Genomic DNA, 21,878 nt, shown 5'->3' with positions numbered 1-21,878 from the left:
CCCGGCGGCCCCGATCCCGTTCGCCGATCCGCTGAGGAGCTGGACCATGAAGAAGATCTCCGTGCGCACCCGGGTGCTGACCGGCACTCTCGCCGCCGCCGCGCTCGCCGCCACCGTGGGCGCCGTCTCGGCCAGCGCCGAGACCTCAGGGACCCCGGCCGCGCCGGCCGCGGTGAAGGTCGACACCCAGAACAAGAACCTCGCCCAGAGCACCGGCCTGACCATCGACGCCGCGACCCGCGCCGCCCAGGCCACCCTGGACGCGGCGGCCAAGGCCGGCCAGCACGTCTCGGTCGCGGTCGTCGACCGGGACGGTGTCACCCGGGTGCTGCTCAAGGGCGACGGTGCCGGCCCGCAGTCTCCGGAGTCGGCGCAGCGCAAGGCGTTCACGGCGGTCTCCTGGAACGCGCCGACCTCGGAGCTGACCAAGCGACTGGCCCAGGCCCCGACCCTCAAGGACATCCCGGGCACGCTGTTCCTGGCCGGCGGCGCCCCGGTGCAGTCCAAGGGCGCCCCGGTCGCGGCGATCGGTGTCGCGGGCGCGCCGAGCGGCGACCTGGACGAGCAGTTCGCGCAGGCGGGTGTCGCCGCACTGGCGAAGTGATCCCCTGGCCGGTTGCCCGTCCCCTGATGCGCGGGGCGGGCCGACCGGCCAGGATGGGCGGTATGCCGACGATGACCGATGACCAGTGGCGGGCGTTCCTCTCCGAGGGCACCCGCACCGCCAAGCTCGCCACCACCCGGGCCGACGGCCGTCCGCACGTCGCGCCGGTCTGGTTCCTGCTGGACGGCGACGAGCTCGTCTTCAACACCGGTGCGGGCACCGTCAAGGGCCGCACCCTGGCCCGCGACGGCCGGGTGATGATCTGCGTGGACGACGACCGGCCGCCCTTCGCGTACGTTCTCGTGCAGGGCACCGCCCGGCTGAGCGAGGACCTGGCCGAGGTGCGCGCCTGGGCCACCCGGATCGCCGCCCGGTACATGGGGGAGGACGTCGCGGAGCAGTACGGGGCCCGGAACGGCGTGCCGGGGGAACTGCTCGTTCGGGTGAAGATCGAGAAGGTCTCCGCAGAACACGGGGTGGCCCTCTGAAAAGCCGGTGCCGCTGTCAGTGGTGCATGGCAGGCTTCCCGGTATGACGGCGTGGACCCTCAACGACATCGAACGTGCGATCCGCTCCTCCTGGGGTGTCGACACCTGTGCGCCCGAGGATCTGGCCCACTGGCGTCCCGACAATCCCGCCCGCGGCCAGTGCGGGGTGACGGCGATGGTGGTGCACGACCTGCTCGGCGGCGAGCTGATGATGGGCGAGGTGCACGTCGGCGGGGTCCGGACGGATCTGCACTGGTGGAACCGCTTCGCCACCGGCATCGAGATCGACCTCACCCGCGAGCAGTTCGGGCCGGACGAACTGGTCGGCCCCGGCCGTCCGGTCGCCCGCCCGGCCCGCCCCGGCCGGCTCCAGGCCCAGTACGAGCTGCTGAGCCGCCGGGTGGTCACCGAGCTGGAGCGCGGCCGCGTCCGGCTACCGGAGCGCGCCTGTGCGTGAGTCCGTCCAGTACGCAGGAGGCCACCGTCTCCTGACGTACAGTCATCCGCAGATGCGGTGACAGTGACGGTGACGGCGACGGGAGTGCGGGATGACCGGGGCGACGATCGGCTTCGTGGGGCTGGGTGCGATGGGGCGGGGCATGGCCGGCAGCCTGTTGCGGGCCGGCCACACCGTCCGGGTCTGGAACCGCTCGCCCGAGCCGGTGGCCGCCCTGGTGGCCGAGGGCGCCGAGGCGGCGGGCACACTCGCCGAGGTGTACGCCGCCGACACCGTGGTCTCCATGCTCGCCAACGACGAGGCGGTCGAACGGCTGCTGCTCGACCCCGCCCTGCTCGCGGGCGCCGCGACGACCCTGCACGTCAACATGGCCAGCATCTCCGTCGGACTCGCCGAGCGCGCCGAGGCACTGCACGCCGAGCACGGCATCGGCTACCTGGCCGCCCCGGTCCTCGGCCGTCCGCCGGTCGCGGCGGCCGGCCGGTTGAACATCCTGACCGCCGGCGCGCCGGAGCTGCTGGCCCGCGCGGAGCCGCTGTTCGCCGCGATGGGGGAGCGCACCTGGCACTTCGGTGCGAGCCCGCGACAGGCCAACACCGCCAAGATCAGCACCAACTTCCTGCTGGCCTGCGCGATCGAGTCGATGGCCGAGGCGTGCAGCCTGGCTGAGGCCCACGGCGTCCGGCCGACCGACCTGGTCGAGATGTTCACCGGCACGCTGTTCCCGGGGCCGGTCTACTCCGGCTACGGCGCGATGGTGGCCGAACGCCGCTACGAGCCGGCCGGGTTCAGGCTGCCGCTGGGCCTCAAGGACGTCGGCCTGGCCCTGGAGGCCGGGGCCGCGCGGAACGTCCCGCTCCCGTTCGGCGGCATCCTGCGGGACGCCTTCCTGGACGCGCTGGCCCACGGTGACGCGGACAAGGACTGGGCGGCGGTCGCGGCCGTCGCCCGGCGCCGGGCCGGCCTGCCCGCCTGAGCGAACTCCCGGGCGAACTCCCGGGCGCCGGACGTGGAACAACCGGGGGGCGGGGGGTGCTCGCACCTTCATCCGCACCACCGACCGGGGGAGTCCCGATGGCCGACCAGCCGACGGGCGCCGAGGCGCCGCGCACCTTTCTGTTCCTCAACGCCAGTGCGCGGGCCGGCGGCAACTCCGAGCAACTCGCCCGGCTGGCCGCCGAGGCGAGCCTGCCGGCCGGGTCGGAGCAGCGCTGGCTGCGGCTGAGCGAGCACCCGCTGCCGCCCTTCGAGGACCTGCGGCACGTCGAGGGAGGCCGCCACCCCGAGCCGGTCGGCCACGAACGGACCTTGCTGGACGCCACGTTGGCGGCCACCGACCTGGTCTTCGTCGCACCGCTGTACTGGTACTCGCTGCCGACCAGCGCGAAGCTCTACCTCGACCACTGGTCGTCCTGGCTCCGGCAGCCAGGGGCTGACTTCCGTGCCCGGATGCGCGGCGGCACCATCTGGGGCGTCACCGCCCTCGCCACCGAGGACGACAAGGCCGAACCGCTGATCGGCACGCTCCGGCTGACGGCCGAGTACATGGGGATGCGCTGGGGCGGCGCGCTGCTCGGCAACGGCACCCGCCCCGGGGACGTGCTGCGCGACGAGCGGGCGCTGATCGCGGCCAAGTCCTTCTTCGCGGGCTGAGCCCGCGCACCCGTTCCGGCGGGCGCTCACGCGGACGTTGACGCGGGCGCTCGCGTGGACGTCCGTAGGGCGTTCGCACCGGCGCGCGCAAGGCGTTCGCACCGACCCTCACAGGACATTCACCCGGGCATTCGCCGGACGTTCACACGACCGATCGCTTCACGCCACGCGAGGTGGTGCGATACGGCCCCCCGGGCGTGTACCCGTCACTCTCCGGTCATCTTTCTGCAAAGCGCAAAAGCCTTACCGCAGGACGGAATTGGGCGATTCGGGCACTCCCGTCCCGTGAGCGGTCCCCAGCGTGACACCCGCCTTCCGGAGTGGCCGGATCCTTCGGTAATCTCCGTCGGACTTTCAAGCTTCGCGAGGGGTCAGAGGCGTCCACGGCCGCCCGCCCCGCCGCGCCCCGGGCCTCGCCCGGACTCTTCCGTGAGGTCTCCCTTGCCCATACGTCGCAGTCTTGCCCTTGCCGGCGTCGCCGCGCTCGCGTCCTCGCTCGTGCTGTCCGGCGCCCAGGGCGCCATGGCCGTCGGCACCACCGGTTCCCCGTCCGCCGCCGCCCAGGCGGCCGGCAAGGCCTCCCACCAGAGCCTCGACCTCTCGGTGAACGGCGTGCCCGGCACCTTCATCGCCGGCGGCGACGCCCGCGACTTCACCTTCAAGATCGACAACTCGACGAAGCACGACTTCCTCTTCCTCCCGCTGCTCAAGTTCAAGAACAAGGCGGGCTCGCTCAAGGCGAAGGACCTCAAGGTCCAGTACCAGCTGCCCGGCGGCCAGTGGCAGACCGGTTCGGTCGCCGCCGACGGCGGCGAGGACAAGGACAAGTCCGTCCTCACCCTGCTCGGTGGCCTCGGCCAGGACGGCAACCCCACCGACGACGACCTGCTCGTCGTGAACCGCGGCAAGAGCTTCTCGATCAAGGTCCGGGTCTCCTTCACCTCGGAGGCGCCGCTCGGCCGGGCCGGCGTCGTCCCGGTGGTGTTCTCCGCCGAGCTCGACGACGAGACCCACGCGCCGGTCGACGGGGGCCACCTCAGCTGCGACGGCGTCCGCGGCGCGGGCTTCGTGATCAAGGCGGGCGGCGGCGGCAAGCCGAGCCCGACCATCAGCCCGAGCCACACCGGCAAGCCCAGCCCGACCGCGAGTACCTCGCCGACGGCCTCCCACTCGGCGACCGCCTCCACCTCGCCGACGGCCTCCCACTCGGCGACCGCGAGCACGTCGCCGACCGCCTCCACCTCCGCCACGGCCACCCCCTCCACCTCGGCCACCCCGAGCGCCGAGCCGACCACGCCGTCGCCGTCGGTCCCGCCGACCACCCCGACCACGGGCGAGCCGTCCGGCTCCGCCTCCGCGTCGACCTCCGCCCCGGCCCCGGTCGACGGCAACGGCGACACCGCCGGCCCGATCGACTTCCCGGTGGCCGTCCCGACCCTCACCCCGCCGCCGCTCACCCCGGCCGCCGTCACCAAGGCCAAGGCCGCCGCCGACAACGGGGACAAGGCCCTGGCCCAGACCGGTGGCGGTGACGACACCACCGCCATCGCCGTGGCCGGCGGCGCCGTGCTGCTCGCCGGTGTCGGCACCCTCGTGGTGCTGCGCCGCCGCAAGTCGGCCCAGCAGGGCTGACCGCGGCCGCAAGGCACGCTCCAGCCGTTACACCGAGGCGGTACCCGCCTGACAACCGCCCGCGCCGCCCGGCCGTCCGTTCGACGGACCTCCGGGCGGCGCGGGCGGGACACCTCCGTCACATAGGATGTCCGGCCGGAGGGGGGCGGAACCGGCGGGGAGAGGGACAGGTGCGGGGATCACGCACGGCACGGACGGCCACCGACTACGAGTCGGCGACCGGGCGGATCGCGGGGCTGCCGCTGCGCAGACACCACGTTCTGCTGGTGGCCTGGACGGTGCTCTGGTTCTTCCTGGTCGAGCCCAGCGGCGGCTTCTCCTGGCACTACCTGCGCCAGGGTGAGCAGCTGCTCTTCAGCGACCACCCGGACGGCGGGCTGGCGCTCTACGCCCACCACCCGGAGCTGCAGATCGGCCCGGTCAGCCTGGCCGTGGCCCGGCTCACGGCCCCGTTCTCGGCCCACACCGGCCAGCTGATCGCCGAGGCGGCGATGTCCGGGCTCGGCCTGGTGATGCTGGTCCTGATCGGTCGCACCGCCGCCCTGTACTACCTGGGCACCGGCACCAACCACCGCCGGCTCCAGCAGCGCCTGCTGATCGCCGGACTGGCGTTCATCCCGATGTGGGTCGAGGTCTCGGTCCGATTCGCGCACCTGGACGACGTCCTGGCGCTGTTCTTCACCACCCTCGCCGCGCACGCCCTGGCCCGCGGCAAGCCCACCATGGTCGGTGTCTACCTGGCGCTGGGGGTGGACTCCAAGCCCTGGGCGATCGCCTTCGCCCCGCTGATCCTGGCGCTGCCCAGGCCCGCCTGGCTGCGCAGCGCGATCTGGTTCGTCGGACTGGTGGCGATCGCCTGGCTGCCGTTCTACCTGGGCAATCTGGACACCCTGGCCGCCGCCAAGTTCACCATCCCCAACCAGCCGGCCTCCGCACTGCGCTGGTTCGGGGTGACCGACCCGGCCACCCCCTGGTGGGACCGTCCGACCCAGTTCGCCCTCGGCCTCGGCCTCGGCACCATCGCGGTCTGGCGCGGCCGCTGGCCGGCCGTGGTGCTGCTCGGCGCGGACGCCCGGATCCTGCTCGATCCGAGCGTCTACACCTACTACACGGCCTCGATCCTGCTCGGCACCCTGCTCTGGGACGCGGTCGGGCAGAAGCGGCTCGTCCCGTGGTGGAGTTGGATAGCGCTGGCCGCGCTGTATGGCGGGACGCTGTTCATCCCGTCCGACGCGGGCCGCGGCTTCGTCCGGCTGGCCTTCGTGGTGGTCTCCGCCGCGTACGTGCTGTTCTGGCCCACCCAGCAGACGCGCCGCCCGCGGTCCCCGGCGGACGGCGAGGGGCGGCGCCGTTCCTCCCGGCGGCGCGAGCGCGTGCTGACCGGCACCGGAGCCTGACCGGCACCGGAGCCTGACCGGCCCCGGCCCCGGCCCCGGCCCCGGAGCCCGAGCCTGACCGGGGCCCTCCCTCCCGAGGACGGCTTGACCCTCACGCGGCGTGAGAGCGGAGGCTGGTGGTCAGCACGAAGGGAGGACCCGGATGAGCAGCGAGGGCTACTCGGTCGGAGCCGTGGCCAAGATCGCCAAGGTGACCGTCCGCACCCTGCACCACTACGACGAGATCGGCCTGTTGTCCCCTGCGGGCCGCACCCGGACCGGCTACCGCCGCTACCAGGACGCCGACCTCGACCGGTTGCAGCAGATCCTCTTCTACCGCGAACTCGGGTTCCCCCTGGAAGAGATCGCGGCGATCCTGGACGACGACTCGGTCAGTCCGAGCGAGCACCTCCGTCGGCAGCACCAACTGCTGACCGACCGGATCAGGCACCTCCAGGACCTCGCCACAGCCGTCGAACACGCCATGGAGGCACGAAGAATGGGCATTCAGCTGAGCCCGGAGGAGAAGTTCGAGATCTTCGGCGAGGGCTACCAGGAGGAGTGGGAGCAGGAGGCCGAACAGCGCTGGGGCGACACCGCGGCCTGGGCCGAGTCGCAGCGCCGCACCGGCGGCTACGACAAGGCCGACTGGCAGCGGATCCAGGCGGAGATGGCCGACCTCAACACCCGCCTGGTCGAGGCGCTCACCGCCGGCGAACCCGCCGACGGCGCCGCCGCCACGGACCTCGCCGAGGCGCACCGGCAGCACATCTGCCAGAACTTCTACGACTGCACGTTCACCATCCACCGCGGCCTGGCCGGGCTGTACGTCTCGGACCCGAGGTGGACCACCACCTACGAGAACCTCGCCCCGGGCCTGGCGCAGTGGCTGCACGACGCCATCCTCGCCAACGCGGACCGGCACGAGAAGGCATAGTCGCCGCCGGATGCCGGATGCCGGATGCCGGATGCCGGATGCCGGATGCCGGATGCCGGATGCCGGGCCACGTGGCCGGGGGGCTACGCGACCCCGCGCCCGAAGGAGCGCCGGTAGGCGGTCGGGGAGGTGCGCATCACCCGGCCGAAGTGGTGGCGGAAGGTCGCGGCGCTCTCGAAGCCGACCGCCGCCGCGATCTCCTCCACCGTCCCCTCCGGTGACTCCAGCAACGGCAGGCTGGCCGCGATGCGCTGGGTGACGACCCAGCGCATCGGGCTGGTGCCGTTGCGGGCGGTGAAGTGCCGCAGGTACGAGCGGTCCGACATCCGGGCGGCGCGGGCCAGCAGCGAGATGGTCAGCGGGGACGCCAGGTGGCCCATCGCCCACTGCATGCTGCGGGCGACCCCGTCGTCCTCCTCCTCGACCGGGCGGACGGCGGCCTCGATGAACTGGGCCTGCCCGCCGTCCCGGTGCGGCGCCACCACGAAGCGGCGGGCCACGCTGTTGGCCACCTTGGCGCCGTGGTCGCGGCGGACCAGGTGCAGGCAGAGGTCGATCCCGGCGGCACTGCCCGCGCTGGTGAGCACGTTCCCGTTGTCGACGTACAGCACGTCCGGGTTGACCCGCACGTCCGGGTGGCGCTGCTGGAGCAGGTCGGCGTACCGCCAGTGGGTGGTTGCCTCCCGCCCGTCGAGCAGTCCGGCGGCGGCCAGCGCGAAGGCGCCCGAGCAGATCGAGACGATCCGGGCGCCGCGCTCGTGCGCCGTCCGCAGCGCGGCGACCAGCCCGGGGGAGACCGCGCCGCTGAACGCGTTCGGCACCCCGGGGACCACCACCGTGTCGGCCGAGGCCAGTTCGTCCAGCCCGTGCCGGGCGGTCAGCGCGAACCCGCCCACCGCGTCCAGCGCCGTCCCGGGCCGGTCGGCGCACACCTTCAGCCCGTACCAGGGCGCTGCCAGCAGGCCGCCCAGTTCGGGCCGGGCCAGTCCGAACACCTCCACCACCACGCCGAGTTCGAACGGCGCCATGCCCGCGAAGGCGTACACCGCGACGTGGTGCACCGGTTCCGGGCGGGGGCCGATGACGACGGGCACCGGGCCCGACCCGGTGCCGACCGGGCCCTCGACGTGCTGCTCGGTCATGCGGACCCCCTGCTGACGGGTGGCGGGATGGCGGTGAGTGTAGCCGTTCCGGCCGGCCGGGAATCTTCCTCGGATCCACCTGCAACCTCCACCCCGGCCACACGTCCATTGGTACGGGGGCGGAGAGAGGCGGGCCGAGGGCGGCTGTCAGGATCTCCCCGGTCACGATCTTGATCAGGAGTCCTGACGGTCCGGCGAGAGCCGCCACCGTCCCGGGGGAAAGCGGAAACGCGCATGTCCATGGCCATCGGGCCGATCGCCGGGCCGACGAGGGGGCGCGGTTTCTCCGTTCGCGGAGTGGTCGCCGTGCTGTTCGGCGCGCAGGAGGCCGGCGAGGTGCCCGCCGGCCCGGGCGACGAGCAGGCGGCGCAGCGCCGCTCCGGCTTCCGGCTGCTGCGCGGCGGGCGCAAGCCCACGGAGGACCGGCCCACCCTGACCGACCTGTACCACGTCCACCGGCTGGGCCTGGTGCGGATGGCCGTCCTCCTGGTCGACCACCAGGACCTGGCCGAGGACGTCGTCCAGGAGGCCTTCACCCAGCTCTACCAGCGGTACGGCGAGCACCTGGACGACCTCGACAACGCGCTCGGCTACCTGCGCACCGCGGTGGTCAACGGCGCCCGGTCGATGCTGCGCCGCCGGAAGACCGCCCGCGAGTACGTCCCGCCGCACGAGCCCGACGCCGCCTCCGCGGAGGACCACGCGGTGCTCAACGACGAGCACCGGCGGGTGCTCGCGGCCATGCAGGAGCTGACCTCCCGCCAGCGCGAGGTGCTGGTGCTGCGCTACTGGTCCGACCTGTCGGAGGCGCGGATCGCCGAGACCCTGGGGCTGTCCCGGGGCGCCGTGAAGTCCACCGCCAGCCGGGCCCTGGACGCCTTGGAAAAGCATCTGGAGAAGGTTCGATGACCGACAAGCTCCCCGGCCGCGAGAGCGGAGGCCGAGACGGTGACGGGCCGGCCGAGACGGCGACCGAACGGCTGCTACGCGAGGCGATGAACGCCCGCGCCTCGCTGATCACCGCGCACGACCTGCGCCCGGCGCAACCGCCGCGCGGCCGGGTGTGGCGATTGCGCCCGGTCTACCTGACCGCCGTGCCGGTCTTCGCGCTGGCCGCCTCCCTGGCGATCGGCCTGCTCACCTTCCACGGCGACCCGCTGGCCAGGAAGGACGTCCCCCCACCGGCCGCCACCATGACGACCTCGCCGAGCCCGACCCCCGAGCCGACCGCCGCCCCGACCCCCACGGCCACCTCGCCGGACACCGGCAGCCCCGCCGCCGACCCGGAGACCGGGGCCCCCCTCTCCGACCCGACGTCGGCCGGCACCCGGACGACGGCGCCGCCCACCACCCCCGCCACCACCCCGGCCACCACCGCGCCGGCCGGGACGACCTACCCCTTCCGGGGCATCAAGTTCAAGATCCCGCCAGGTTGGCGGGCCGTCAATCCGGATCCTTCCGCCAACACCCTCTGCATCCTGAGCCCGAGCGCTCCGCAGGACGCGACGGCCGGGGACTGCCTGCCGCACGGCGTGCTTCTGACGGTCACGGACCAGGAGTCGCAGCTCTGGCCGAGGCTGCCCGACCTGGATTCCGAGAGCGGCTGGTCCACGCAGCCCTGGTGCCCGGCGTGGTCCTATTTCCCCACGCTCACCAGGAACGGACAGATCGACAGTGTCGGCCCGACCAGGAGCACACCCACCGTGGCAGGCCGTGCCGCACGCAAGTCGCAGTGGCAGATCAACTGCGGCGGCGACGCCTTCACGGCCCAGATGTGGGCCCTGCCGAAGGACTTCGTGTCCGTCTCGGCGATCGGCCTCAAGGCCGACTACCAGCCCGGACTGATGACGATCGTCAACACCCTCGACCTGAGCGGCCGCCAGGCGCCACCGGTGAAGTACCACGAGAACGACATCGATATCACCGTGGGCGGCTTCACGGGCGTTCAGGAGCTGAAGGCGGGAAGTCCGGCCGTCACCTTCTCGGTGACCTACAAGAACAACAGTCCGACGAATTTCGCCCAGGTGGAGCCCTTGGTCTACACCGAGTGGCCCATGGACACGCCGGTGGATGTGGTGTCGCTGAACGCGGGCAAGCTCGAGCGTCTCGACGGTGCCACCTGGAAGGAAAAGCCGCTCACGCGAGGAAGCGCGATGGACTACGCGATGGCGGATCCCGAGTCGCTCTTCCCCCTGGCTCCAGGGCAGAGCCGAACGGTCAAGTACCGGATGACGATCGATGCCGGACACGGCCTCGGGCCACTGTGGGTGATGACGCGGGCCGTCCTTCCCTACACGGGAGGAACCCTCACGGGTCTCGGCAACGAGGTTGTCTCGCTCAAGATCACCAAGTGACACGGGGGCCCGGCCTCCCCGCCACGGGGAGGCCGGGCCCCCGGAGGGTGGCTCAGGCCAGCGAGGCCATCCAGGCCTCGACCTCGTCGGCGCGGCGCGGCAGGCCGGCCGAGAGGTTCTCGTTGCCGTCGGCGGTGACCAGGATGTCGTCCTCGATCCGGACGCCGATGCCGCGGTACTCCTGCGGCACGGTCAGGTCGTCCTGCTGGAAGTACAGGCCGGGCTCGACGGTGAGGACCATGCCGGGCACCAGCAGCGCGTCGGCGTGCTCCTCGCGGCGCGAGTGGGCGCAGTCGTGGACGTCGAGGCCGAGCATGTGGCCGGTGCCGTGCAGGGTCCAGCGGCGCTGGAGGCCCAGCTCCAGGACCTTCTCGACGTCGTAGGCCGAGGCGTCCAGCAGGCCCCAGGCGAGCAGGCGCTCGGCGAGCACGCGCTGCGAGGCGTCGTGGAAGTCGCGGAAGCGGGCGCCGGGCTTCACCGCGGCGATGCCGGCCTCCTGGGCGTCGTACACGGCGTCGTAGATCTTGCGCTGGAGGTCGTTGAAGCGGCCGTCGATCGGCAGGGTGCGGGTGACGTCGGCGGTGTAGAGGGTGTGGGTCTCGACGCCGGCGTCCAGCAGCAGCAGCTCGCCGGGGCGGACGTCGCCGTCGTTGCGGACCCAGTGCAGCGTGGTGGCGTGCGGGCCGGCGGCGGCGATGGTGCCGTAGCCGACGTCGTTGCCCTCGACCCGGGCGCGGCGCCAGAAGGTGCCCTCGATCCAGCGCTCGGAGGTGGCGACGGCCTGGCCGAGCTCGCGGACCACGTCGGTGAAGCCGTTGACGGTGGCGTCGCAGGCGGCGCGCAGCTCGCCGACCTCCCACTCGTCCTTGACCAGCCGCAGGCCGCTCAGGAACTCCTTGAACTCGGCGTCCCGGTCGGCGTCCAGCACGTCGGCCAGGGTGTCCTCCAGGCCGGCGTCGTAGCCGCGGACGATCCGGGTGGGCACCGCGGAGTCCTTGGTGCGCCCGGCCAGTTCCTCGGCGGCCTTGCGCACGTCGCGCGCCGGCAGGCCGAGCAGCTGCTCCTGCTCGCCCAGGCTGTTCCGGCGGCCGACCCACAGCTCGCCGTAGCCGTCCAGCCAGAACTCGCCGTTCTCGCGGTCGGAGCGGGGCAGCAGGTAGAGGGCGAACTCGTGGCCGGCGTCGCCGGTGGGCTCGGCGACGAGCACGGCGTCCTCGGTCTGGTCGCCGGTGAGGTGCACGTACTCGCTGGCGGCGCGGAAGCTGTAGTCGGTGTCGTTGGAGCGCACCCGCAGGTTGCCGGCCGGGACGACCAGCCGCTCGCCGGGGTAGGCGGCGGAGAGCCGGGCGCGGCGCTCGGCCGCGTACGGGGCCTGGGCGACCGGGACGAGGCCGTGCAGCTCGGTGTCGGCCCAGCCGGTCTTCATCGAGGCGGCCAGCTCGTCGGAGACCTCGCCGTACAGGCCGTTCTTGCGGCCCTTGAACTGCTGCGGCTCGTCGCCGCCGTCGGCTTCGGGGTTCTCGGCCACTGCGGGCGTGCGGTCCTCGGTCACGTGTAACGCCTCCTTGGGGTGGTACCGCCGCCCCTCGGGGGAGTGTCGGATCGCGACACGCGCGGGCGGCCGTGCGTCCATGGTACGGACGCCCGGCCGCTCGCCCGTTCGGGGTCGGGGCGACTGTTCGGGGCGGCTATTCGAAGCGGGCCGCGAGCAGCAGCAGGTCGTCGGTGGCCGGTCCGGGCCCGGGGTCGGGGCAGACGGCCAGCAGGTGGGCGCAGAGCCGGTCCGGGTCGATCCGCACGTCGCGCGGGGCGTCGGCGGCGGCCCGGCGCAGGTTGGCCTGGCCGGCGTGCAGGGTCGGGCCGCAGCGGCGGGCCAGCCCCTCGGTGTAGAGCAGCAGGGTGTCGCCGCGGTCGGCGGTGAGCTCGACGCCGGGGGCCTCCCAGCAGGCCAGCATGCCGAGCGGGGCGGAGAGCGAGGTCTCCACGAACTCGGCGCCGTGCCGGCCGACCAGGACGGGCGGGCAGTGGCCGGCGCCGGCCAGGGTGATCCGGCGCTCCTCGGGTTCCACCCAGGCGTAGACGGCGGTGGCGGTGCGGGCCGGCTCGGTGGTCTTGAGTAGCAGTTCCAGGTCGCCGAGGACGGACACCGGGTCCTCGCCCTCCAGGACGGCGTAGGCGCGCAGCGCGGCCCGGATCCTGCCCATTGCGGCGGCCGCGCCGGGGGCGGAGCCGGGGCCCGCGCCGGGGCCGTCGCCGGAGACGGAGCCGACGGTGAGGCCGACGGTGCCGTCCGGCAGCGGGATGGCGTCGTACCAGTCGCTGCCGCAGGAGCGGTCCAGGCCGGCCGGGAGGATCCGGGCGGCCAGCCGCAGGCCGACGGGCTGGGGGAGCCGGTCGGGCAGCAGGCCGCGGCGCAGCGCCTCGGTGGTGCGCCGGACCTTGTCCGCCTCCAGCTGTTTGGCGAGCAGCGGGGCGGCGATCGCGGCGTAGCGGTGGGCGAGCTCGCGCTGGCGCTCGGTGGGTTCGGCGGGCTCGTCGTAGAACCAGAGGGCGGCGGCGAGCGGGCCGTCCTCCTCGGTGGCGAGCGGCAGGCCGTAGCAGCCGCCGAGGCCGAGCTGGGTGGCGAGTTCGCGCAGCCGGGCGCCGGTGGCCGGGTCCTCGGCGAGGTCGGGGGAGTGCAGCCGTTCGGGCCGGTCCTGTTCGCGCAGCAGCCTGGCGAGCAGGCTCTGCTCGGGCGGGACGGTCTCCAGCGCGCCGAGGCTGGCGCGGTCGAGGCCGAGGCCGACGGGCTGGCCGGGCCTGCCGCCGGGCATCCGGGTGACCAGGACGCCGCGTCGGGCGCCGAGCAGGGCGGCGCCGGAGGCGAGGACGGTGTCCAGGGTGGCGGCGAGGCCGCGGGCGCGGGCGAGCTGTTCGGTGTGCCGGTGCAGGCTGGCGAAATCGGACAGTCGTCCGGCCAAACGGTCCTGCACTCCGGCGGCCGGTGCCGTGCGGACGTCCGCCGCGCCGTCCTGCGCGTCGGCGGGGCCGGGGAAGCCCGGTGGGTCGAGGACGGTCAGCCCGCCGGCGCTGCCGGGCTCGCCCGGCTCGGAGGGTGTCGATGACGACGGGTGGGACTCGGTCATGCCGCCACTCCTGACGTGCTACGTGCCATGCGGAACCCCCAGGTACGGCCGGTGTGGAGCGATGACGGCCAAAGGGCGCGTTTCGCCTCGATTCGCTACTACTCGTCATTGATCGACAGCAATGCCACCACTTCTACACAGGCCATTTGGGGCATGTCCAGATCCAGGACGACGCGGTGGCCTGTTCCACATCCGCGAGACCCGGTCGGGGGGCGCATACGGCCTGGGCGCGCGCCGGTCCGGTCGGGAGGCATGGAGGGGACCGGGAGCGGGCAGAACGGAGGGGACGGACCCGGCGGCCGTCCGGATCGTATGCCCGCGCCGCCCGGGACCCGGGCTGGCCGGAAGTCTCTCACTCGTACGGTGGAACCAAGCGCGCCCGGGCGGCGTCCATCCGGTCGCATACGGGATTCTCGTTCCAGGGGCTGTTTCAGTGCGCGGCCCTTCTCATGTCGTGCTCCACACCGTGATCCACGTCGTCGCCGCGCCGCCCGCCATGCCGCCCGCCCCCCTTCGCGCCGCCGGGGCCGTGCCACCGCGGGTCCGCGTGACGAGTCCCGGCGGTGCCGACGGGCCGGAGCGAACCGAGCGGTCAGGGAAAGGAACGAGCGCCATGCGTGAGAACCCGAAAGATCCGTGTCCGCCCGCCACTCCCCACCACCCCGTCCAGGACGACGTCGCACGTCAGCGCCCTGCCCGGCTCGCCGCGGCCCTGACGGCCGCCGTCGACCACCGCTGGCCCGTGGTGCCCGGGGCCGTCCTGCGCGGCGGTCAGTGCTCCTGCGGCGACCAGGACTGCGTCGTGCCGGGCGCGCACCCGCACGACCCGTCGCTGCTGGCCGCCACCACGGACGCCCGGATGGTGCGCTGGTGGTGGGAGCGGCAGAGCCCGGACGCTCCGGTGCTGGCCGCCACCGGTTCGGTGGTCTCGGCGGTCAGCCTGCCGGCGGCGGCCGGGGCCCGGGCGCTGGTCTACCTGGGCGCGCTGCGGCTGCCGCTCGGTCCGGTGCTGGCGATGCCGGGCCGGTACGCGCTGCTGGTGGCCCCGTACTCGCTGGACGCGCTCGGCGAGATGCTCTCTCAACTCCCTTGGGTGCCAGGCTCGTTGCGCTATCACGGGGTGGACGGCTTCCTGCCGCTGCCGCCCGGTGGAGCGGCTGGCCGGGTGCGTTGGGTGCTGGCCCCGCGCGCGGACGCCGACGGCGGGGTGTGGCTGCCGCAGGTCGGGCCGCTGCTGGGCGAGTTGGTGGAGGCGACGGTCCGGCTGGACAGCGGTCGCTCGGCGTACTGATCCGCCGGTCCGTTCCCGGGCCGCTCGTCGGGGCCCCGCGGAAAACAAAAGATCCGGCCGCTGGCGACGGGGGATGCACCAGCGGCCGGACTCTTTAGACAGTAACAAGGATCCGCGCCCGCGCCAATTTCCAAGACGCCCTGCCAGCCCGGAAATTGCGGCTTCATGGCGACAATGTGACGCGTATCACCCGGATCCCGGGCGCTTTAGTTCAAGGTGACCTGACGGTTCACCAGGTTCGCGCGGGCGCGCCGCTCCTCGGCGGTCAACGGGGTCTCGTCGGCGAGCACCGAGGCCAGCCGCTCGGCGAACTCGGCGGCCGGCTTCTCGCAGTCGGCGGCGGTCATGGCGAGCGGGAGGTCCCAGACCGGGACGGTCAGGCCGTGCGCGCGGAACGAGCCGACCAGGCGGGTGTCCGGGCCGAGCGAGGACTGGTCGGCGGCGCTGAGCCGGGCCAGCGCGTCCAGCAGCCGCTCCTCGGGCACGGTCATCACCCAGCGCAGGTGGTTCTTGTCGGGGGTGCCGCACCAGTAGGCGGCGTCGGCGCTCGCCAGCTTCTCGGTCGGGATGGCCGAGGCGTTGGCGCGCTCCAGGGAGGCGGCGACCTCGCCGGTCGCGGTCTCGGCGTCCTCCAGCCAGAACTCGAAGCCGGTGTGCACGGCGGGCGTGAACGCGGCGGTGACGTCCAGCAGGTCCTGGAGCCGGCGTCCGCCCGCCTCGGTCCGGCGGGACGGCACCGGGTTGCCCGGCTCGGTGGCCAGCGCCAGCTCCAGGGCGTCCGCGAGGTCGCGGCTGAGGTCGCCGGAGGAGGACTGGGTCTGCAGGCCGAGCAGGATGGAGCCGTCCTGGCGGCGCAGGGCCGGCCAGGCCAGCGGCAGCACGGTGGCCAGGGTCACCGACGGGACCTCGCCGGTGGCGCCCTCGGCCACCCCGGCGGCCAGCGTCAGCGGCACCGTGGCGGCGGGCACCAGCTCGCGCAGCGCGACCCAGTCGGCCTCGCCCGACAGGCCCTCGAACGGGCGGTGCACCAGCTCCTGCACCGCGTGCGAGGCCTCCCGGCCGTGACAGGCCTTGTACCGGCGGCCCGAACCGCAGGGGCAGTTCTCGCGGGCCCCCACCACGGGGACCTCGCCCGCGACGGCGGTGGTGGACTGACGCTGCGGCGCCTTCTTGGCGGCCTTCTTGCCCATGGTGCGGCTCTCCCGGGAACGGTGGTCCTTTGCTCCGGGCAGCCTACTGACGTTCCCCCGGCGCGCGGGCACACGCCGGGCGGACGGGTGGGGAGCGCGCGTCGGTTCAGGCGCTGCGGGCGTCACCACCGGTGCGCCGGGCGTGCCGGGCCCGGGCGGGCAGCGCCGCCCAGACCGTCACCTCGCCGGGCGCGTCGCGCACGCCCCAGTCGCTGGCCAGCTGGTCGACGATGTTCAGGCCGCGACCGCCGCGCGAGGTCAGCGAGGGGCCGGCGGGCAGCGGCCGGGTGGTCGCGCCGCCGTCGGTGACCTCCAGGGTGAGCACGCCGTCGGCGTGCAGCTGCCAGCGGACCAGCACGCCGCCGTCCGTTCCGCTCCCGTGCTCCTCGCGCTCCCGGCCGCCCGTGGCGGAATGCGCCCCGGAGGGGACGCCGACCAGCAGTTGGTCCACCACCTCGGCCCGGGCGCCGCGCCCCAGGGCCCGCAGCGGGCCGAGCGGACGGGCGTACCGACAGGCGTTGCTCAGCAGTTCGGAAAGGATCAGTACGGCATCATCAACGACCGGCTCCGGTATCTCCCGGTCGCCGAGATCTCGACGCAGTCGGCGCCGTGCGACCCCGACACTCGCCGGGCCGTGCGGCACTGCCATGGTCGATGAAGCCGGCACTTCACGCGCCACCATCAACGCCACCCCCGGACCTCCTTCAGCGTATGCCGAGGGAGAGATGCCCCTTGGTAATGCGTCGGAAACGACCGCCGGACGATCCCGCGAGGACATTTCAAGCGATTGCGACCGAGGGTGGACCTGAGGTCATTCCGTGCTCACCGTGCGTCGCCCCGGCGCATGAATTCCGGCAATAACGGGCCCGGAAGGTTTGACTGCCGACCAGAACGATCAGGTTGTGTCCGGGCTTTGCGGGTGGATTTGCGGGCGGCCCGCCGTCCGACGCCGGATCACCGGCCGAGCTGCGCCAGGACCTCGGCGGGCCGGTTGGTGATGATCGCGGACACCCCGAGCTCCAGGCACAGTTCCACGTCGGCCGGTTCGTCCACGGTCCACACGTGCACCTCGTGCCCCAGCTCGCGCAGCCGCGTCACCAGCTGCGGGCGGGCCCGCACCAGGTCGATGCCCGGTCCGGCGATCCGAGCCCCGCCCGGCAGCGGGGAGCCCGGGCGCAGCCGGCCGAGCAGCGGCAGGGTCCGTTCGAACAGGAACACCCGCCGGTACTCCGGCGCCGAGGCCGCCACCCGGTTCAGCCCCACCGAGGAGAAGCTCATGATCCGGGCCGAAGGGCGCTCGCCCTCCCGGCTCGCGCCGATCTTGAAGCGTTCGAGCGTCCGCAGCAGTTCGGCCTCCACCCGGCCGCGGTAGCGCACCGGGTGCTTGGTCTCGATCGCCAGGTCCACCGGGCGGCCGCAGTCCACCACCAGCTCCAGCAGCCGCTCCAGCCGCAGCACGCCGCGCAGCTCGGGGTCGGTGCTGGGGCGGCCGGTCTTCCAGGCGCCGAAGTCGTACGCCTCCAGCTCGGCCAGCGTCATCGCCGAGACGGTGCCCTGGCCGTTGGAGACCCGGCCGATCCGGCGGTCGTGCACGCAGACCAGCTCGCCGTCGGCGGTCAGCCGGACGTCGCACTCGACCGCGTCCGCGCCCTCGTCGAGCGCGCGCCGGTACGCCGCCAGGGTGTGCTCGGGCAGGGCGTGCGAGGAACCGCGGTGGGCGATCACCTGGACGGGCGGCGTGGTGCGCGCCGCCGTCGAGGACGGGTCTGTGCTGGTCACGGGCCCCACGATAGGCGGCGGAAGTGACGCGCAGGCGAAGACGGCCCCAATCTGCGGGGCCGTCTTCGGTGTCGGTCGGTCAGCTCGGCGCCGTCCTGCGGGTCAGCGGGGTGAGCGCCCAGGTGACCAGCGCGGGCACCAGGAAGGCGAACAGCGAGGCGGACGTCCACTCCTGCGGGGTGAAGTGCAGGGCGTCCTGGGCGGAGGTCCAGAAGTCCGTCCACCAGCCGGCCACCGCGGTCGGCGCGATGAACTGGTAGACCGCGAAGCCCAGCACCCAGGGCAGCAGCATCAGGCGGCGCGAGGGCGCGTCGGCGGAGAGGTTCCAGCCGTACCGGCCGGCGCCGAAGAAGTAGTCCACCGCCAGCACCGCCAGCAGCGGCACGAAGACCGAGCCGATCAGACCGAGGAAGTTGGTGTAGGTGTCGGTGAACTTGTCGATCTGCAGTGCCAGCACGGTGATCAGCAGGCCGATCCCGCCGGTCAGCACCCGGCGGTCCACCTTCGGCAGCAGGTTCTGCACCGACATCGCGGTCGAGTACACGTTGGCGAAGGACTGGTCCGTCTCGCGCAGCACCAGCACCAGCAGGAACAGCCAGCCGGCCCAGACGCCGAGGAAGGAGTCGAAGATCCTGTTCGGGTCGCCGTCGGACTGCAGCAGGGCCATCAGGCCGAGCACGTAGCACCAGACCTGGGCGATCGTGTAGCCGGAGAAGCTGCCCCAGAACGCCGAGCGTGCGGTGCGCGAGTGCCGGGTGTAGTCGGCGGCCAGCGGGACGAAGGAGATCGACACCGCGATCATCGCGTCGGTGGCGCCCAGGAAGCCGTGCCAGTTGCCGGCGCCCGGGTCGGGCACCCCCTGGCGGCCCAGCTGGACGGTGAAGTACACCATCGCGACGGCGACCGCACCGGCCACGAAGCGGCGCAGCACCGCGATCGAGCCCAGCGGCCAGATGGTCAGCGCGGTGGTCAGCGCGCCCGCCAGGAGCACGAACAGCCAGCGGTAGCCGTCGGTGTGGGCGACGGTCTGCGCGCCCGCCGCGATCGTCAGCAGCTCGAACACGCCCCAGCCGACGCACTGGACGATGTTCAGCACCGTCGGGACATACGACAGCCGGGTGCCGAACAGCCCGCGCAGGTTCGCCATCGCGGGCGCGCCGGTACGGGCTCCGATCAGCGCGGCCACGCCGAGCATCGCGGTGCCGACCACGGTGCCGGCCACGATCGCGGTCACCGCGGCGGCCAGCGACAGCTCGCTGCCCTTGGCGCCGAGCACGGTCGCGGCGGTGGAGAAGCCGATCAGGCTGACGCCCAGGTTCATCCAGAGCGCGAAGTGGTCCCGGAAGCGCAGCGTGCGCGGCGGCTCGGTGTCCAGCACGAGCGGCGCCTCGGCACGCTCCGGGCGCTCCAGGACGGCGGTCGCCGTGCCGGTGGGGCCCGCGTGACCGCTGTCACCGCCGTGAGCGGTCGGGGACGGTTCGGGGAAACCCTTGGACGCGGGCGCGTCCGAAGAAGAGGATGGCGAAGCAGGCGACATGGCCGATACTCCCTACGCCGGCATTACCCGGACAGGTTCCGGCGGTCTGCGCCCCCTCGACGGTCCGCCCACGATCCCGTGGCGTACGGTCGACCAGCGCACTCTCAGCCTGGATGGTCCAAGCTCCCGCGTGTCAGTTGTGAGCGACAGGCTAACCGGCCCGGGGGTGAACGCCAAGGCCACGGGGTGTGCGGCCCGCATCGCGGGACGCCCGGCGGAGGTGGGGGAGCCTCCGGTCGTCGGCCTGGTCTTCGGTTCGGCCGTCGACTTGCTCGTCGGCTCGGTCATCGCTCGGTCGTCGCTCGGTCGTCGGCGTAGGACAGCCTGGTCGGCGGCCCGGCTGTCGGCTGCGGCTAAGGATTCTTATGAGTTATTCAGAGGGGTCCTTACGGCAAACGAATCGGCAGTACGAAAAACTATGGTCCTTGGTTCTGTCAGCTATGGAGGTCGTTCGTGAGCACCGAGCGCGAGGTTGGGCCCACCGGGCCGCAGGGGGAGCAGCCCTCGGGCGGCCAGGCGGCGGCTGTTCCCGCTTCCGACGGCCACGCCTCGGGCGGGCACCAGCCGACACTGGCCTTCGGCCGGGTCCCCGAGCCCGGGGCCGCTCCGGCCGCCGAGGCCGCACCGGCTGAGGCCGCGCCGACGGAGGGCGTTGCGGCCGATGGTGTTCCGGCCGAGGGCGGGTACCAGCCCACCGTGGCCTTCACCAAGGTCCCCGCGCCGGAGGCGCCCCCGCAGACCCCGGCCGCGCCGGTCGTCGACGCACCGGCCGCCCCGGTCGACGCCGCCACCGGCTACATCGACGCGCCGCCGCCGGTCCTGCCGCCCGCCCCGCCGGTCCCGGCCGCGCCGGCGGCACCCGCCGCACCCGTCGCCGAGAGCCCGGCCCTGCCGCCGGGTGCCAACCCGTACGCCACCCCGGCCCACGGCGTCCCCGCCGCCGGCCCGCACGACCCGTACGGCACCCCGGCCGCCCCCGGCGCGCCCGCCGCGCACCCCGCGCCCGGCCACCACCCGTTCGGCGCCGGCCAGCCGCTCGGCGGCTGGGGTGCCTCCCACGACGCCGGCGGCGGCGCGGGCTACCCGGGTGGCCCGGCCGGACCGCTCGGCTACCCGGCCGACTACCCCGGCGGCCCCGGCGGCCCGCGCAAGAAGCGCGGCGGCCTGGTCGCCCTGATCGCCGCCGTCGCGCTGGTCGCCGGCGTGGCCGGCGGTGCGCTCGGCGTGACCGTCGCGGACCGCAACGACAGCACCAGCAGCGCCGACGACCACCGCAGCACCACCGTCCAGGCCAGCAACACCCAGAAGAACGAGCCCGCTCCCGGCTCGATCGCCGGCATCGCGCAGAAGGCGCTGCCCAGCGTCGTCACCATCAAGGCGCAGGGCAACGGCGAGTCCGGCACCGGCACCGGCTTCGTCTTCGACACCGAGGGCCACATCCTCACCAACAACCACGTGGTCGCGCCGACCCTCAACGGCGGCAAACTGACCGTCAAGTTCGCCGACGGCACGTCCTACAACGCGTCCGTGCTGGGCCACGCCGAGGGCTACGACGTCGCCGTGGTCAAGATCGAAAACCCGCCGAAGAGCAAGCTGGCCCCGCTTCCGCTGGCCGACTCCGACAAGGTCAACGTCGGTGACGCCACCGTCGCGATCGGTGCGCCGTACGGCCTGGAGTCCACCGTCACCAGCGGCATCGTCAGCGCCAAGGACCGCCCGGTCGCCTCCGGCGACGAGACCGGCGGCCAGTCCTCCTACATGAACGCCCTGCAGACCGACGCCTCGATCAACCCCGGCAACTCCGGCGGCCCGCTGCTCGACTCCAGCGGCTCGGTGATCGGCATCAACTCGGCGATCCAGTCCAACGCCTCCGCCAACGGCCGGGCCGGCAGCATCGGCCTCGGCTTCGCCATCCCGATCAACCAGGCCAAGTGGGTCGCCGACACCCTGATCAAGACCGGCAAGCCGGTCTACGCCAAGCTCGACGTGCTGCGCAACGACGACTACAAGGGCGACGGCGCGCAGATCCAGACCCGCGACATCCAGGGCCAGCCGGCCGTCACCCCCGGCGGCGCCGCCGACAAGGCCGGTCTCAAGCCGGGCGACGTCATCACCAAGCTCGGCGGAGTGCCGATCGACAACGGCCCCGCCCTGGTCAGCCGGATCTGGACGCACAAGCCCGGCGAGACCGTCGACGTCGAGTACACCCGCAACGGCCAGCAGTTCAACACCAAGGTCACCCTCGGCCAGCGGGACGGCGACAGCTGACCCCCACCCGCACGAAACGGTGTGCACCGAACCCCGCCGGACCCG

Annotated in this window: 19 protein-coding genes and 1 riboswitch; of the genes, 12 read left to right on the top strand and 7 right to left on the bottom strand. The window is 73.4% G+C overall.

Features of this window, described 5'->3' with window-relative positions; all coding sequences use genetic code 11:
* Window positions 1-46 precede the first annotated feature (46 nt).
* The 8 genes from ACIP37_RS02010 to ACIP37_RS01975 all read left to right on the top strand — a co-directional run bounded on the left by ACIP37_RS02010 (window position 47) and on the right by ACIP37_RS01975 (window position 7,147).
* On the top strand, window positions 47-604 hold the full coding sequence (locus ACIP37_RS02010; protein WP_363579796.1) for a heme-binding protein: 558 nt from the start codon (window positions 47-49) through the stop codon (window positions 602-604).
* Between the two features lie 71 nt (window positions 605-675).
* Window positions 676-1,092 carry a PPOX class F420-dependent oxidoreductase gene (locus ACIP37_RS02005; RefSeq protein ID WP_107453052.1) on the top strand — a complete coding sequence of 139 codons (417 nt, stop codon included), beginning with the start codon at window positions 676-678 and terminating at the stop codon, window positions 1,090-1,092.
* A 43-nt stretch (window positions 1,093-1,135) separates the two neighbouring features.
* Window positions 1,136-1,549, top strand: coding sequence for a hypothetical protein (locus ACIP37_RS02000; protein WP_363579795.1), 414 nt, complete (start codon window positions 1,136-1,138; stop codon window positions 1,547-1,549).
* A 91-nt stretch (window positions 1,550-1,640) separates the two neighbouring features.
* A complete protein-coding gene (locus ACIP37_RS01995; RefSeq protein WP_400804107.1) occupies window positions 1,641-2,525 on the top strand; it encodes an NAD(P)-dependent oxidoreductase in 885 nt (294 codons plus the stop codon).
* A 98-nt stretch (window positions 2,526-2,623) separates the two neighbouring features.
* Window positions 2,624-3,202: an NAD(P)H-dependent oxidoreductase gene (locus ACIP37_RS01990; RefSeq protein WP_363579793.1), complete on the top strand. Its 579-nt coding sequence runs from the start codon at window positions 2,624-2,626 to the stop codon at window positions 3,200-3,202.
* Between the two features lie 441 nt (window positions 3,203-3,643).
* Complete coding sequence (locus ACIP37_RS01985) at window positions 3,644-4,834, top strand: LPXTG cell wall anchor domain-containing protein (protein ID WP_400804104.1); 1,191 nt, start codon at window positions 3,644-3,646, stop codon at window positions 4,832-4,834.
* 170 nt (window positions 4,835-5,004) lie between these two features.
* A complete protein-coding gene (locus tag ACIP37_RS01980; protein ID WP_400804101.1) occupies window positions 5,005-6,231 on the top strand; it encodes a hypothetical protein in 1,227 nt (408 codons plus the stop codon).
* A gap of 142 nt (window positions 6,232-6,373) precedes the next feature.
* Entirely contained in the window at window positions 6,374-7,147 is a 774-nt protein-coding gene (locus ACIP37_RS01975) for a MerR family transcriptional regulator (RefSeq protein WP_363579791.1), read from the top strand.
* Between the two features lie 83 nt (window positions 7,148-7,230).
* Here the strand turns inward: ACIP37_RS01975 and ACIP37_RS01970 are convergent, their stop codons facing one another.
* Window positions 7,231-8,289, bottom strand: a complete 1,059-nt coding sequence (locus ACIP37_RS01970) for a helix-turn-helix domain-containing protein (protein ID WP_400804097.1) — start codon at window positions 8,287-8,289, stop codon at window positions 7,231-7,233.
* A 234-nt stretch (window positions 8,290-8,523) separates the two neighbouring features.
* Here ACIP37_RS01970 and ACIP37_RS01965 point away from each other — a divergent pair, with 234 nt between their 5' ends.
* The gene (locus ACIP37_RS01965; RefSeq protein WP_400804094.1) at window positions 8,524-9,198 is read left to right on the top strand and encodes an RNA polymerase sigma factor; all 675 of its coding nucleotides are present in this window, start codon (window positions 8,524-8,526) and stop codon (window positions 9,196-9,198) included.
* Window positions 9,195-10,643, top strand: coding sequence for a hypothetical protein (locus ACIP37_RS01960; protein WP_400804091.1), 1,449 nt, complete (start codon window positions 9,195-9,197; stop codon window positions 10,641-10,643). Before ACIP37_RS01965 ends, ACIP37_RS01960 begins: the two co-directional genes overlap by 4 nt.
* A 52-nt stretch (window positions 10,644-10,695) precedes the next feature.
* On the opposite strand, the gene ACIP37_RS01955 is transcribed toward ACIP37_RS01960, so the two are convergent.
* Together ACIP37_RS01955 and ACIP37_RS01950 are read right to left on the bottom strand one after the other, a co-directional pair.
* Complete coding sequence (locus ACIP37_RS01955) at window positions 10,696-12,195, bottom strand: aminopeptidase P family protein (protein WP_363579787.1); 1,500 nt, start codon at window positions 12,193-12,195, stop codon at window positions 10,696-10,698.
* A gap of 136 nt (window positions 12,196-12,331) precedes the next feature.
* Window positions 12,332-13,768 (bottom strand): PP2C family protein-serine/threonine phosphatase, encoded by a 1,437-nt coding sequence (locus tag ACIP37_RS01950; RefSeq protein WP_400804088.1) that lies wholly within the window; start codon window positions 13,766-13,768, stop codon window positions 12,332-12,334.
* 613 nt (window positions 13,769-14,381) lie between these two features.
* Between ACIP37_RS01950 and ACIP37_RS01945 the strand changes: the two genes are divergently transcribed.
* Window positions 14,382-15,059 (top strand): bifunctional DNA primase/polymerase, encoded by a 678-nt coding sequence (locus ACIP37_RS01945; protein ID WP_363579785.1) that lies wholly within the window; start codon window positions 14,382-14,384, stop codon window positions 15,057-15,059.
* A gap of 206 nt (window positions 15,060-15,265) precedes the next feature.
* Here the strand turns inward: ACIP37_RS01945 and ACIP37_RS01940 are convergent, their stop codons facing one another.
* From ACIP37_RS01940 to ACIP37_RS01925, 4 genes are all read right to left on the bottom strand, one after another.
* The gene (locus tag ACIP37_RS01940) at window positions 15,266-16,249 is read right to left on the bottom strand and encodes a DUF5926 family protein (protein WP_363579784.1); all 984 of its coding nucleotides are present in this window, start codon (window positions 16,247-16,249) and stop codon (window positions 15,266-15,268) included.
* A gap of 106 nt (window positions 16,250-16,355) precedes the next feature.
* On the bottom strand, window positions 16,356-16,898 hold the full coding sequence (locus ACIP37_RS01935; RefSeq protein ID WP_363579783.1) for an ATP-binding protein: 543 nt from the start codon (window positions 16,896-16,898) through the stop codon (window positions 16,356-16,358).
* Window positions 16,899-17,203: 305 nt separating this feature from the next.
* Complete coding sequence (locus ACIP37_RS01930; protein WP_363627855.1) at window positions 17,204-18,028, bottom strand: glycerophosphodiester phosphodiesterase family protein; 825 nt, start codon at window positions 18,026-18,028, stop codon at window positions 17,204-17,206.
* Between the two features lie 79 nt (window positions 18,029-18,107).
* Entirely contained in the window at window positions 18,108-19,565 is a 1,458-nt protein-coding gene (locus ACIP37_RS01925) for a cytosine permease (protein ID WP_363579781.1), read from the bottom strand.
* A riboswitch (TPP riboswitch) is annotated at window positions 19,558-19,705 on the bottom strand. (Overlaps the previous gene by 8 nt.)
* Window positions 19,706-20,018: 313 nt before the next feature.
* Between ACIP37_RS01925 and ACIP37_RS01920 the strand changes: the two genes are divergently transcribed.
* Entirely contained in the window at window positions 20,019-21,833 is a 1,815-nt protein-coding gene (locus tag ACIP37_RS01920) for a S1C family serine protease (protein WP_400804082.1), read from the top strand.
* Window positions 21,834-21,878 lie beyond the last annotated feature (45 nt).

Origin of the sequence: Kitasatospora sp. NPDC088861 (genome assembly GCF_044750105.1) — a bacterium.
Taxonomy (GTDB): domain Bacteria; phylum Actinomycetota; class Actinomycetes; order Streptomycetales; family Streptomycetaceae; genus Kitasatospora.
Note: the sequence above shows the minus strand (reverse complement) of the source record. Positions and strands in the feature narration are given on the sequence as shown.